This is a genomic window from Streptomyces sp. 2114.4 (assembly GCF_900187385.1).
Lineage (GTDB): Bacteria > Actinomycetota > Actinomycetes > Streptomycetales > Streptomycetaceae > Streptomyces > Streptomyces mooreae.
This window is the reverse complement of record NZ_FYEY01000001.1, coordinates 1,806,919-1,819,061: the sequence shown is the minus strand read 5'-3', so window position 1 is coordinate 1,819,061 and position 12,143 is coordinate 1,806,919. Positions and strand designations below refer to the sequence as shown.

The 12,143-nt window shown below is 70.3% G+C and carries 12 protein-coding genes; 9 read left to right on the top strand and 3 right to left on the bottom strand.

Going from position 1 to position 12,143, the window contains the following annotated elements; genetic code table 11:
* Nucleotides 1-426: 426 nt before the first annotated feature.
* The 3 genes from CFW40_RS07960 to CFW40_RS07950 all read left to right on the top strand — a co-directional run bounded on the left by CFW40_RS07960 (nt 427) and on the right by CFW40_RS07950 (nt 2,974).
* Nucleotides 427-1,383 (top strand): heme o synthase, encoded by a 957-nt coding sequence (locus tag CFW40_RS07960; protein WP_088797123.1) that lies wholly within the window; start codon nt 427-429, stop codon nt 1,381-1,383.
* Nucleotides 1,384-1,406: 23 nt separating this feature from the next.
* Nucleotides 1,407-1,790 (top strand): hypothetical protein, encoded by a 384-nt coding sequence (locus CFW40_RS07955; RefSeq protein ID WP_088797122.1) that lies wholly within the window; start codon nt 1,407-1,409, stop codon nt 1,788-1,790.
* Nucleotides 1,791-1,927: 137 nt separating this feature from the next.
* The gene (locus CFW40_RS07950) at nt 1,928-2,974 is read left to right on the top strand and encodes an amidohydrolase (protein WP_088797121.1); all 1,047 of its coding nucleotides are present in this window, start codon (nt 1,928-1,930) and stop codon (nt 2,972-2,974) included.
* Here CFW40_RS07950 and CFW40_RS07945 read toward each other — a convergent pair.
* From CFW40_RS07945 to CFW40_RS07935, 3 genes are all read right to left on the bottom strand, one after another.
* The gene (locus tag CFW40_RS07945; protein WP_088797120.1) at nt 2,947-3,954 is read right to left on the bottom strand and encodes a heme A synthase; all 1,008 of its coding nucleotides are present in this window, start codon (nt 3,952-3,954) and stop codon (nt 2,947-2,949) included. The two genes, CFW40_RS07950 and CFW40_RS07945, sit on opposite strands and share 28 nt — an antisense overlap.
* A gap of 100 nt (nt 3,955-4,054) precedes the next feature.
* Nucleotides 4,055-4,873: an ABC transporter permease gene (locus CFW40_RS07940; protein WP_088797119.1), complete on the bottom strand. Its 819-nt coding sequence runs from the start codon at nt 4,871-4,873 to the stop codon at nt 4,055-4,057.
* An 88-nt stretch (nt 4,874-4,961) separates the two neighbouring features.
* The gene (locus CFW40_RS07935; RefSeq protein WP_088797118.1) at nt 4,962-5,924 is read right to left on the bottom strand and encodes an ABC transporter ATP-binding protein; all 963 of its coding nucleotides are present in this window, start codon (nt 5,922-5,924) and stop codon (nt 4,962-4,964) included.
* Nucleotides 5,925-6,200: 276 nt separating this feature from the next.
* On the opposite strand from CFW40_RS07935, the gene CFW40_RS07930 reads away from it, so the two are divergent.
* The 6 genes from CFW40_RS07930 (at nt 6,201) to CFW40_RS07905 (ending at nt 12,090) form a co-directional block, all read left to right on the top strand.
* Nucleotides 6,201-7,061: a metalloregulator ArsR/SmtB family transcription factor gene (locus CFW40_RS07930; protein WP_088797117.1), complete on the top strand. Its 861-nt coding sequence runs from the start codon at nt 6,201-6,203 to the stop codon at nt 7,059-7,061.
* Complete coding sequence (gene sufB, locus CFW40_RS07925; RefSeq protein ID WP_086718023.1) at nt 7,058-8,479, top strand: Fe-S cluster assembly protein SufB; 1,422 nt, start codon at nt 7,058-7,060, stop codon at nt 8,477-8,479. Before CFW40_RS07930 ends, sufB begins: the two co-directional genes overlap by 4 nt.
* A gap of 87 nt (nt 8,480-8,566) precedes the next feature.
* Nucleotides 8,567-9,751, top strand: a complete 1,185-nt coding sequence (gene sufD / locus CFW40_RS07920; protein ID WP_088797116.1) for a Fe-S cluster assembly protein SufD — start codon at nt 8,567-8,569, stop codon at nt 9,749-9,751.
* Nucleotides 9,748-10,065, top strand: a complete 318-nt coding sequence (locus CFW40_RS07915) for a non-heme iron oxygenase ferredoxin subunit (protein ID WP_018091858.1) — start codon at nt 9,748-9,750, stop codon at nt 10,063-10,065. Before sufD ends, CFW40_RS07915 begins: the two co-directional genes overlap by 4 nt.
* A 7-nt stretch (nt 10,066-10,072) precedes the next feature.
* Nucleotides 10,073-10,837 carry a Fe-S cluster assembly ATPase SufC gene (gene sufC / locus CFW40_RS07910; RefSeq protein WP_006606314.1) on the top strand — a complete coding sequence of 255 codons (765 nt, stop codon included), beginning with the start codon at nt 10,073-10,075 and terminating at the stop codon, nt 10,835-10,837.
* Complete coding sequence (locus CFW40_RS07905; protein WP_088797115.1) at nt 10,834-12,090, top strand: cysteine desulfurase; 1,257 nt, start codon at nt 10,834-10,836, stop codon at nt 12,088-12,090. The genes sufC and CFW40_RS07905 overlap by 4 nt, the downstream gene beginning before the upstream one ends.
* Nucleotides 12,091-12,143 lie beyond the last annotated feature (53 nt).

Here is a 12,143-nt window from a genome sequence, read left to right as displayed (position 1 = left end):
CACATGTCGAATGCCGCGGACGGTATGTCCGCCAGGCGGTGTCGAGCCTACCCCCGCAAGTGCGTGCGTCTTTTCGACGCTCAGTCGGTGTTTTCGGCGCTCAGTCGGTACGTGGGCGTCACGGCTGTCGCTTTGGGCAACCACCTCACCACCGGGGGCATTCCCGGCCCCGAGGCGAGGCCTTAGGACCAGACTGCCGGGCGGCGGTCGCGTTCGCCTCCCGAACGCCGGGCGGCCACCGGCCCGTGGATACCGTCGCCGCCCGTGCCCCGACGCCCAACACGACCCCACCCCCGCGAAGATCGCCATATGGCCAACGTCTAAAGTGGCGTGGTACGCGCAAGCCCTTCACCGGGTATTCACGGCCGGACGGGCTTGCAGGCCTTATCTCTTCCGCGGCAGAGGCCGCTGATGTTACTTCCAGGGGTGTGCGTGACGGCCGTCGAATCCCGTCCTGTGGGGGCGCTTTCTCCGGTCCCCGGGAGTCCTGGCGACCGGCCGCTCGGGGCCCGCGTCAAGGCGTTCGTGGCGCTGACCAAGCCGCGGGTCATCGAGCTGCTGCTGATGACCACGGTGCCGGTGATGTTCCTGGCGGCCAAGGGCGTGCCGGATCTGATGCTGGTGCTGGTGACCTGCATCGGCGGTTACCTCTCCGCCGGCGGCGCCGCCGCGTTCAACATGTACCTCGACCGCGACATCGACGCGCTGATGGACCGTACGTCCCAGCGTCCCCTGGTCACCGGCATGGTGAGCCCCCGCGAATGCCTGGTCTTCGCGACCGCGCTCGCGGTGGGCTCCACGGCCCTGTTCTGGTTCCTCGTCAACCCGCTGTCGGCGATGCTGTCGCTCGGTGCGCTGCTTTTCTATGTCGTCGTCTACACGATGATCCTCAAGCGGCGTACCTCCCAGAACATCGTCTGGGGCGGCATCGCGGGCTGTATGCCGGTCTTCATCGGCTGGTCGTCGGTGACGAACTCCGTCTCCTGGGCCTCGTTCATCCTCTTCCTCGTCATTTTCTTCTGGACGCCGCCGCATTACTGGCCGCTGTCGATGAAGGTCAAGGACGACTACGAGCGCGCCGGGGTGCCGATGCTGCCGGCCGTCGCGGGCAACAAGGTCGTCGCGCGCCAGATCGTCGCCTACAGCTGGGTGATGGTGGCCGTCTCGCTGCTGCTGCAGCCGCTGGGCTACACGGGCTGGTTCTACACCGCCGTCGCGGTCGTCTGCGGCGCCTTCTGGCTCAAGGAGGCGCACGGTCTGCAGTCCCGCGCCAAGGCCGGGATCACGGGCGCCAAGCTCAAGGAGATGCGGCTGTTCCACTGGTCCATCACCTATGTGTCGCTGCTGTTCGTCGCCGTCGCCGTGGATCCCTTCCTTCGTTGATTACCGATGGGTAGCATGTCGGTATGGCAGACACCCAGCAGGCGGACGAGCAGACGGAGACGGCGGCCGACGTGAAGGCCGCGGCACGCACCGACAAGAGGGCCGGCAAGCACGCGGACCGGCTCGCCAAGCAGATCCGCGCCTTCGCCGCCACGCACGGCGGCAGCGCCGAGGGCCAGCTCGCGCACATCGGCCGGGGCCGCACCCGGATCGCGCTCGTCGGGGCCGACGGCGAGTGGGGCAACCTCGTCGCGGACACCTTCGGCTCCGCCAAGGACGCCGCCGCCAAGGCCGGCCTCACGCTCCAGGACGACTTCGACGGCGACCTTGCCGCCAAGGTCCGTACCGGCCGCTACGAGTGGTCCCGGATGGCGGGCATCCAGGTGGGCGGCCCGTCCAACGGCTGACGGCCCGGAACCCGCGCGCCGTGCGCCGGAGCGCACGCCGGAAGCGGAGCCCGCTACCTCACCACCTCCTCGCCCGTTAAGCCCACCAGGTGTGGCGCTCCGGCCGCGCCCGGCGGGCCTACGGCGAGGAGGAGCGGATGGACGGCCTCGTGCCGCTCATCGATCAGCACAGCCATGGCGCGGTGCACGGTGAGCTCGGACTCGGCTCCTTCGAGACGCACCTCGCCGCCGCGGTCGGTGCCCACGGCCCGGCCCCCGCGGGCACCAGCTACTTCGACAGCTTCACGGGCCTTGCGATACGCCGCTGGTGCCCCCCGCTGCTCGGCCTGGAACCGCAGTGCCCGCCCGCCAGCTACCTGGCCCGCAGGCGCGAGGTCGGCGCCTACCGGGCCGGCCGTCTGCTGCTGCGCGGCTCCGGCATCGGCACGTTCCTGCTGGAGACCGGCACCCCCGACGCCCTGACCTCGGCCGGTGAACTCGCCACCGCAGCCGAAGCCGGGGCCCACGAGGTCGTCCGGCTCGAACCCCTCGCCGAGCAGGTCGCCGACACCTCCGGCAGCGTCGACTCCTTCCTCGGCTACACCTCCGAGGCCCTGTACGCAGCGGCCCAGCACACCACCGCCTTCGCCTCCGGCGCCACTTACTGCGACGGGCACGCGCCCGAAGCGGGAGAGGTACGGCGTGCGGCGGACCGCTGGCTGCGCGGGCGCCGTCCGGGGGAGCGGCTGGGGGAGCCCGTGCTCGTACGGCATCTGCTGTGGAGCGCGGTGGCGACCGGCCTCCCGGTGCAGCTGCACTGCCCCGATCCGCGGCCGCTGGCGGCCTTCCTGCGCGCCACGGCCGGCACCGGCTCGGCTCTCGTCCTGCTGCCGCGGGCGCCGCACCACCGGTGGGCGGCGGAGCTCGCCGCGGTGCACGCCCATGTGTACGCGGACGCCGGGCCCCGCCCTGGGGACACGCTCGGCCGGGCACCGTTCGGCAAGCTGCTGTTCTCCTCGGGCGCCCGCGGGCTGCCCGAGCTGTATGTGACCGGCGCCCGGTGCTTTCTGCGGGCCATGGGCCGCCTCGTACGGGAGTGGGCCGACGAGGGGCTGTGCGGCGCCGAGGACGGGCGCCGGATCACCGAGATGGTCGGGTCGGGGACCGCGCGCCGGATCTACCGGCTGAGTGCGGAGGCCGGCTGAGGCTCCGGTGCCTCCTGCGCGGCGGAGGAGGGAGCGGACTCGTCGGGGTCCCCTTCCGGGAGCGGCCCGCGGTCGCGCAACGACAGGCAGACCCGCAGCACCCAGATCCACACCAGGGACGACCCCAGCATGTGGAAGCCGATGACGATTTCGGGCAGGCCCATGAAGTACTGGACGTAGCCGATGACGCCCTGCAGGGCGAGGCAGGCGAACAGCTCCAGGACCAGCCGCCGCGGGGCGGCCGGCGCCTTGACGGCGCGCAGCGTGAACCACAGGGCGACGGACAGGCCGACGACGATGTAGACGAAGTCCACGTGGAGCTGGGTGATCTCCTGCCAGTCCAGCGGGATGCGGTGCACCTTCCTGGCGTCGCCCGCGTGCGGGCCCGCGCCGGTGACGACCGTGCCGATGACGGTGAGCGCGGCGGTCGCCCCCACCAGCAGCCAGGCCAGCTGCCGCACCGGCCGGGCGACCACATCACGTGGCGTGTCATCGCCCTCGCACGCGCGCTTCCAGGACAGCACGGCGACCGTGAGCAGCGCCGTGGCCGCGAGGAAGTGCGAGCTGACGATGTACGGGTTGAGTCCGGTGAGGACGGTGACGCCGCCGACGACGGCGTTGCTCATGACGAGCCAGAACTGCGCCCAGCCCAGGCGGGTGAGCGAACGGCGCCGGGGGTGACGGGCGCGGGCGGCGATGATGAACACCCCGACGACCGCGCACAGCACATAGGTCAGCATGCGGTTGCTGAACTCGATGAGCCCGTTGATGCCCATCGCGGCGGTCGGCGTCAGGCTGTCCGGCGTGCACTTGGGCCAGGTCGAGCAGCCCAGTCCGGACTGGGAGAGCCGGACGGCGCCCCCGGTGACGACGATGATCACGGCCATCACCACGGTGGCCAGCGCGGCCCGTCGTACCAAGGCCGCGGACGGCTGCCAGCGGCGGGCGATCAGCTCAAGGGGGTTCAGCGATTTCGGCACGGGAGACATCGTAAGCGGGCCCTTGTGCAAGTTTTCACGAGGGGTGTGCCGGGCGACGGTCCGCACGCGGAACCGCTCGGAGGCACGGCCGCCCGGCGGCTCACTCCCAGCGGAAGAAGCGGGCCGCCGTGCCCAGCCCCAGCACCGACCAGACCGCCAGGATGCCCAGGTCCCGCCAGGGGATCTGGGCGCCGTGCTGGAGGACGTCGCGCAGCCCGTCCGACAGCGCCGCGATCGGCAGCAGCCCGAGCACGCTCTGAGCGGCCTCGGGGAACTTGTCCAGCGGAACGATCACGCCGCCGCCGACCAGCAGCAGCAGGAACACCAGGTTGGCCGCCGCGAGGGTGGCCTCCGCCTTGAGCGTGCCGGCCATCAGCAGGCCCAGGCCCGAGAAGGCGGCCGTGCCCAGCAGGAGGAGCAGCAGCACCGAGAGCGGGTTGCCGTGCGGGGACCAGCCCAGCGCCAGCGCCACGGCCGTCAGCAGCACGGTCTGCAGCACCTCGGTGACCAGCACCGCGCAGGTCTTGGCGGTCATCAGCCCCCAGCGCGGCAGCGGCGAGACGGCGAGCCGCTTGAGCACGCCGTAGCGCCGTTCGAAGCCGGTCGCGATGGCCTGGCCGGTGAAGGCGGTCGACATCACGGCGAGCGCCAGGATGCCGGGCGCCAGGAAGTCCACGGCGCTGCCCTTGCCGCCGGCCGTGCCGGTGGGCACCGCGATGATGTCGACGGCGGAGAACAGCACCAGCAGCAGCGTCGGGATGATGACGGTCAGCAGCAGCTGCTCGCCGTTGCGCAGCAGCATCCTGGTCTCCAGGGCCGCCTGCGCGCGGATCATCCGGGGCAGCGGGGCGGCACCGGGGCGCGGGGTGAACGTACCGGTGCCGGCGGCGGTGCCGTTTCCGGCCTCCAGGGCGGTCATGCGCGCAGCTCCTTGCCGGTGAGCTCCAGGCTGTGCTTACCCGGGGGGCGCCCCCCGGACCCCCGACCGAAAATCGTGTGGCCGTGATTCATGAGCGCAGCTCCTTGCCGGTGAGCTCCAGGAAGACGTCCTCCAGGGTGTGGCGCTCGACGGCTATCGCGTCGGGCATCACGCCGTTCTGGGCGCACCAGGAGGCGACGGTGGCCAGCAGCTGCGGGTTGACCTTGCCGTGGACGCGGTAGACGCCGGAGGCCGGTTCCGTGGCGGCGCTGTCGGCGGGCAGCGCCTTGAGCAGCGAGGCGATGTCGAGGCCGGGACGGCCGGTGAAGCGCAGGCTGTTCTCCGCGCCGCCGCGGCACAGCGCGTCCGGGGTGCCCTGGGCGATCACCCGGCCGCCGTCGATGATCGCGACATCGTCGGCCAGTTGCTCGGCCTCGTCCATGAAGTGGGTGGTCAGCACGGTGCTGACGCCGTCGGCGCGCAGCTCCCGCACGAGGTCCCAGGTGGCGTGCCGGGCCTGCGGGTCAAGGCCGGCCGTGGGCTCGTCGAGGAAGACGAGTTCGGGGCGGCCGACCACGGCCATCGCCAGCGCGAGGCGCTGCTGCTGGCCGCCGGACAGCCGCCGGTAGGGCGTCCGGCCGCAGCTGCCCAGACCGAGCCGGTCGATGAGCCCGCCGACGTCGAGGGGGTGGGCGTGCAGGGTGGCGGTGTGCCGCAGCATCTCCTCCGCCTTGGCGCCCGCGTAGACGCCGCCGGACTGCAGCATCACGCCGATCCGCGGCCGCAGCGCCGCGGCGTCGGCGACCGGGTCCAGGCCCAGGACCCGGACGTGGCCGGCGTCCGGGCGGCGGTAGCCCTCGCAGGTCTCGACCGTGGTGGTCTTGCCGGCGCCGTTGGGGCCGAGCACGGCGGTCACCGCGCCGCGTGCGACGGTCAGGTCGAGGCCGTCCACGGCGGTCTTGGTCCCGTACCGCTTGACCAGGCCGACGATCTCGACGGCAGGCTCTCGTCCGGGGGGCCGGGGGTCGCCCCCCGGGGAGGTGCTGGGCATGGCGGGCAGTCTACGGAGAGTGGCGGGGGGCTCTTCAACGGGGGCGCCGGTGCTTTTCCGCGCCCGGGTACGCAATCCGGCGGTATGCGGGCCTGTCGGTTCCACCGCCCCGCGCGCCCGGTGCGCCGCACCGGGCGGGTCCGTCCCGTCGCAGGTCGGCAGCGCTTTCGGGCTCGGAAGGTACTTGAATTTAGGGCAGCCTAAGTGATAGAGGCCACCCGTCCGTGATCCGGACGAGGCTTGTACAGCTTCGACGAATTACGCAACAATGACGTTGTGAAATACGCGAGCGAGGATCAGGAAGGGCCCGCGGTCGACCCGACCGCAGGGCCGGCCGCCTCCGCGCCCGAGCAGGCTGAGCAGCGCGCGGCGGCCGCCGCGCCCGCCCCGGCGCCGCACGACGAACAGCAGGGCACCCGCAACCGGGTCGCCCGCTCCATCCTCGACCACGGTCCGTCCACCGCGGCCGAGCTGGCCCTGCGGCTGCGGCTGACCCAGGCCGCGGTGCGCCGGCATCTGGACGCGCTGGTCGCCGAGGGCGTCGTCGAGCCCCGCGAGAAGCGGGTCTACGGCGCGCGTGGCCGCGGCCGCCCGGCGAAGTCCTTCGCCCTCACCGACTGCGGACGGGACGCCTTCGACCAGGCCTACGATCAGCTCGCCTCCGATGCGCTGCGCTGGATCGCGCAGAGCGCGGGCGGCGGCGAGCAGGGCGAGGCCGCCGTCGCGGCATTCGCCCGCGCCCGGCTCGCGGCCCAGGCCGAGGGCTACCGCAGGGCGGTCGAGAGCGCGGAGCCGCAGGCCCGTACCGAGGCCCTGGCGAAGGCATTGACCGCGGACGGGTACGCTGCTACGGCGCGCAGCGCCCCCAATCCCCAGCTCGGTGAACAGCTCTGCCAGCACCACTGCCCGGTCGCCCATGTCGCCGAGCAGTACCCGCAGCTGTGCGAGGCGGAGACCGAGGTCTTCTCCCGATTGCTCGGGACCCACGTACAGCGGCTTGCCACCATCGCCCATGGCGACGGGGTGTGCACGACCTTCATCCCGAAGGCCGGTGCCGGCAAGGCCGCGCACAGCACCGCACGCACCAGCAAGACCACCACAGCATCTGCAAGCACGGCCGGGAGGAACCCCGCATGACGCTCCCCACGGAGACTGCTCACCCCGAGCTCGAGGGTCTGGGCAAGTACGAATACGGCTGGGCCGACTCCGACGTGGCCGGCGCTTCCGCCAAGCGCGGTCTCTCCGAGGCCGTCGTCCGCGACATCTCGGCGAAGAAGAACGAGCCGGAGTGGATGCTCAAGCTCCGTCTCAAGGGCCTGAAGCTGTTCGACAAGAAGCCCATGCCGAACTGGGGCTCGGACCTGTCGGGCATCGACTTCGACAACATCAAGTACTTTGTCCGCTCCACGGAGCAGCAGGCCGCCTCCTGGGAGGACCTGCCCGAGGACATCAAGAACACCTACGACAAGCTGGGCATCCCCGAGGCGGAGAAGCAGCGCCTGGTCGCCGGTGTCGCCGCGCAGTACGAGTCCGAGGTCGTCTACCACCAGATCCGCGAGGACCTGGAGGCGCAGGGCGTCCTGTTCCTGGACACGGACACCGCGCTCAAGGAGCACCCGGAGATCTTCCAGGAGTACTTCGGCACGGTCATCCCGGTCGGCGACAACAAGTTCGCGTCGCTGAACACCGCGGTGTGGTCCGGCGGCTCGTTCATCTACGTCCCCAAGGGTGTCCACGTCGACATCCCGCTGCAGGCCTACTTCCGGATCAACACCGAGAACATGGGCCAGTTCGAGCGGACGCTGATCATCGTCGACGAGGACGCCTACGTCCACTACGTCGAGGGCTGCACCGCGCCGATCTACAAGTCCGACTCGCTGCACTCCGCGGTCGTCGAGATCATCGTGAAGAAGGGCGGCCGCTGCCGCTACACGACCATCCAGAACTGGTCGAACAACGTCTACAACCTGGTGACCAAGCGCGCCGTCGCCTACGAGGGCGCGACCATGGAGTGGGTCGACGGCAACCTCGGCTCCAAGGTGACGATGAAGTACCCCGCCGTCTACCTGATGGGCGAGCACGCCAAGGGCGAGACCCTGTCCATCGCCTTCGCGGGCGAGGGCCAGCACCAGGACGCCGGCTCCAAGATGGTCCACATGGCGCCGAACACCTCCTCCAACATCGTCTCCAAGTCGGTGGCGCGAGGCGGCGGCCGGACCTCCTACCGCGGTCTGGTCGAGATCGGCGAGGGCGCCGCGGGCTCCAAGTCCAACGTGCTGTGTGACGCCCTCCTGGTGGACACCATCTCGCGCTCGGACACCTACCCCTACGTCGACGTCCGCGAGGACGATGTCTCCATGGGCCACGAGGCGACCGTCTCCAAGGTCAGCGAGGACCAGCTCTTCTACCTGATGGCGCGTGGCCTGTCCGAGGACGAGGCCATGGCGATGATCGTGCGCGGCTTCGTCGAGCCGATCGCCCGTGAGCTGCCGATGGAGTACGCGCTGGAGCTGAACCGGCTGATCGAGCTGCAGATGGAAGGCGCGGTCGGCTGACGGCCCCGGCACACTCAACGACCGACGCGGCGGCCGTCCTGCGGGCAGGCCGAGGATCGCAACCAGAAAGCGAGCACTACAACAGCCATGGCTGAGGCTCAGAACATCCCGGCCGGTTCCACGACCACCGGATCCCTTGCGGTGGCCGCGGAGTCCACCGTCGCCACCCGGATGAGCGCCCCGCCGTCCTACGACGTGGCGGACTTCCCGGTGCCGCACGGCCGCGAGGAGGAGTGGCGCTTCACGCCCCTCGCGCGCCTCAAGGGCCTGCACGACGGCAGCGCCGAGGCGGGCGGTCCCGACCTGAAGATCGACATCACCGCTCCGGAGGGTGTCACCCACGAGCTGGTCGACCGCGACGACCCGCGGGTCGGCAAGGCCGGCACGCCCGTCGACCGGGTCGCCGCGCAGGCGTACAGCTCGTTCGAGAAGGCGTCGGTGATCTCGGTCCCCAAGGAGGCGCAGCTCTCCGAGCCGATCCGGATCACCGTCCACGGTGAGGGCGGCACGGCCTACGGCCACCAGGTCATCGAGCTCGGCGCGTTCGCCGAGGCGGTCGTGGTCATCGACCACACCGGTGACGCGGTGCTCGCCGCCAATGTCGACTACCTCCTCGGGGACGGCGCCAAGCTGACCGTCGTCTCCGTCCAGGACTGGGACGACCACGCCGTCCACACCGGGCAGCACAACGCCCTGGTCGGCCGGGACGCCGGCTTCAAGTCCGTGATCGTCACCTTCGGCGGCGACCTCGTCCGGCTGCACCCGCGCGTCACCTACGCGGGCCCCGGCGGCGAGGCCGAGTTCTACGGTCTGTACTTCACCGAGCAGGGCCAGCACCACGAGCACCGGCTCTTCGTCGACCACGAGGCGTCCAACTGCCGCTCCAACGTCGTCTACAAGGGCGCGCTGCAGGGCGACGACGCGCACGCCGTGTGGATCGGTGACGTGCTGATCCGCGCCTCGGCCACCGGCACCGACACCTACGAGCTCAACCGCAACCTCGTCCTCACGGACGGCGCGCGGGTCGACTCGGTCCCCAACCTGGAGATCGAGACCGGCGAGATCGTCGGCGCCGGCCACGCCTCCGCGACCGGCCGTTTCGACGACGAACAGCTCTTCTACCTCATGGCCCGCGGTATCCCGGCCGACGAGGCCCGCCGGCTGGTCGTGCGCGGCTTCTTCGCCGAGCTGGTCCAGCAGATCGGCCTCCCGGACGTCGAAGAGCGTCTGATGAGCAAGATCGAGGCCGAGCTGGAAGCGTCCGCGGCATGACGTACGTACGCGCAGCGGCGCTGAGCGAGCTGGAGGAGGACACCCCCAAGCGGGTGGAGCTCGACGGCACGCCCGTTTCCCTGGTCCGCACCGAGGGCGAGGTGTTCGCGATCAACGACATCTGCTCGCATGCGAACGTCTCCCTCTCCGAGGGCGAGGTCGAGGACTGCTCGATCGAGTGCTGGCTGCACGGTTCGAGCTTCGACCTGCGCACCGGCAAGCCGAACGGCCTTCCCGCGACGCGCCCCGTCCCCGTATACCCCGTCAAGATCGAAGGGGACGACGTGCTCGTCTCCGTCACCCAGGAGTCCTGAGTTCCCCATGGCAACGCTTGAGATCCACGACCTGCACGTCTCCGTCGAGGCCGAGAACGGCCCGCGCGAGATCCTGAAGGGCGTCGACCTGACCGTGAAGCAGGGCGAGACGCACGCCATCATGGGCCCCAACGGCTCCGGCAAGTCGACCCTCGCCTACTCCCTCGCGGGTCACCCCAAGTACACGATCACCGGTGGCACCGTCACCCTCGACGGCGAGAACGTCCTGGAGATGTCCGTCGACGAGCGCGCGCGGGCCGGCGTCTTCCTCGCCATGCAGTACCCGGTCGAGGTGCCCGGCGTCTCGGTCTCCAACTTCCTGCGCACCTCCGCGACCGCGATCCGCGGCGAGGCCCCCAAGCTGCGGCTGTGGGTCAAGGAGGTCAAGGAGGCCATGGAGCGCCTGCAGATGGACCCCGCCTTCGCCGAGCGCAACGTCAACGAGGGCTTCTCCGGCGGTGAGAAGAAGCGCCACGAGATCCTCCAGCTGGAGCTGCTGAAGCCCGCCATCGCGATCCTCGACGAGACCGACTCCGGTCTGGACGTCGACGCGCTGCGCACCGTCTCCGAGGGCGTCAACCGCGTCCGCGAGACCGGCGAGGTCGGCACCCTGCTGATCACCCACTACACGCGCATCCTGCGCTACATCAAGCCCGACCACGTCCACGTCTTCGCCAACGGCCGGATCGCCGAGTCCGGCGGCGCCGAGCTCGCCGACAAGCTGGAGGCCGAGGGCTACGAGGCTTACACGAAGGGTGGCGCAACCGCGTGACACAGCTGCCGGGCCTCCTCGACACAGAGGCGATCCGTAAGGACTTCCCCATCCTGGATCGTCAGATCCACGACGGCCGGAAGGTCGTGTACCTGGACAACGCGGCGACCTCGCAGAAGCCGCGTCAGGTCCTCGACGCCCTGAACGCCTACTACGAACGTCACAACGCCAACGTCCACCGCGGCGTGCATGTGCTCGCCGAGGAGGCCACGGCGCTGTACGAGGGCGCGCGCGACAAGGTCGCCGCCTTCATCAACGCGCCGAGCCGCGACGAGGTGATCTTCACCAAGAACGCCTCGGAGTCGCTCAACCTCGTGGCCAACATGCTCGGCTGGGCCGAAGAGCCCTACCGCGTGGACCGCGAGACCGAGATCGTCATCACGGAGATGGAGCACCACTCCAACATCGTCCCGTGGCAGCTGCTCTCGCAGCGCACCGGCGCGAAGCTGAAGTGGTTCGGCATCACCGACGACGGACGTCTCGACCTGTCCAACATCGACGAGATCATCACGGAGCAGACGAAGATCGTCTCCTTCACGCTGGTCTCCAACATCATGGGCACCATCAACCCGGTCGAGACGATCATCCGCCGTGCCCAGGAGGTCGGCGCGCTGGTCTGCATCGACGCCTCGCAGGCCGCCCCGCACATGGTGCTGGACGTCCAGGCGCTGCAGGCCGACTTCGTGGCCTTCACCGGCCACAAGATGTGCGGTCCGACCGGTATCGGTGTGCTGTGGGGCCGCCAGGAGCTGCTGGAGGACCTTCCGCCGTTCCTCGGCGGCGGTGAGATGATCGAGACCGTCTCGATGCACTCCTCGACCTATGCGCCCGCGCCGCACAAGTTCGAGGCCGGTACGCCCCCGATCGCCCAGGCCGTCGGCCTCGGCGCGGCCGTGGACTACCTCGCCTCGGTCGGCATGGACAACATCGCCGCGCATGAGCACGCGATCACCGAGTACGCCGTCAAGCGGCTGCTGGAGGTCCCCGACCTGCGCATCATCGGCCCGAGCACGGCCGAGGACCGCGGGGCGACGCTCTCCTTCACGCTCGGTGACATCCATCCGCACGATGTCGGCCAGGTGCTGGACGAGCAGGGCATCGCGGTCCGCGTGGGTCACCACTGCGCACGGCCGGTCTGCCTGCGCTTCGGAATTCCTGCGACCACGCGAGCGTCGTTCTATCTGTACTCCACGCCCGCCGAGGTCGACGCCTTGGTCGAGGGCCTGGAGCACGTCCGCAACTTCTTCGGTTAAAAAGACCCAGCCGGTTAACAAGCACAGCGGATGAGGACGAGGACTGACTGAGC

Excerpts from the sequence above, each read along its gene's own strand:
- CFW40_RS07955 (WP_088797122.1), top strand. The coding sequence starts at position 1,407 with ATGGCAGACACCCAGCAGGCGGACGAGCAGACGGAGACGGCGGCCGAC.
- CFW40_RS07950 (WP_088797121.1), top strand. The coding sequence starts at position 1,928 with ATGGACGGCCTCGTGCCGCTCATCGATCAGCACAGCCATGGCGCGGTG.
- CFW40_RS07940 (WP_088797119.1), bottom strand. The coding sequence starts at position 4,873 with ATGACCGCCCTGGAGGCCGGAAACGGCACCGCCGCCGGCACCGGTACG.
- CFW40_RS07935 (WP_088797118.1), bottom strand. The coding sequence starts at position 5,924 with ATGCCCAGCACCTCCCCGGGGGGCGACCCCCGGCCCCCCGGACGAGAG.
- sufB (WP_086718023.1), top strand. The coding sequence starts at position 7,058 with ATGACGCTCCCCACGGAGACTGCTCACCCCGAGCTCGAGGGTCTGGGC.
- sufD (WP_088797116.1), top strand. The coding sequence starts at position 8,567 with ATGGCTGAGGCTCAGAACATCCCGGCCGGTTCCACGACCACCGGATCC.
- CFW40_RS07915 (WP_018091858.1), top strand. The coding sequence starts at position 9,748 with ATGACGTACGTACGCGCAGCGGCGCTGAGCGAGCTGGAGGAGGACACC.
- sufC (WP_006606314.1), top strand. The coding sequence starts at position 10,073 with ATGGCAACGCTTGAGATCCACGACCTGCACGTCTCCGTCGAGGCCGAG.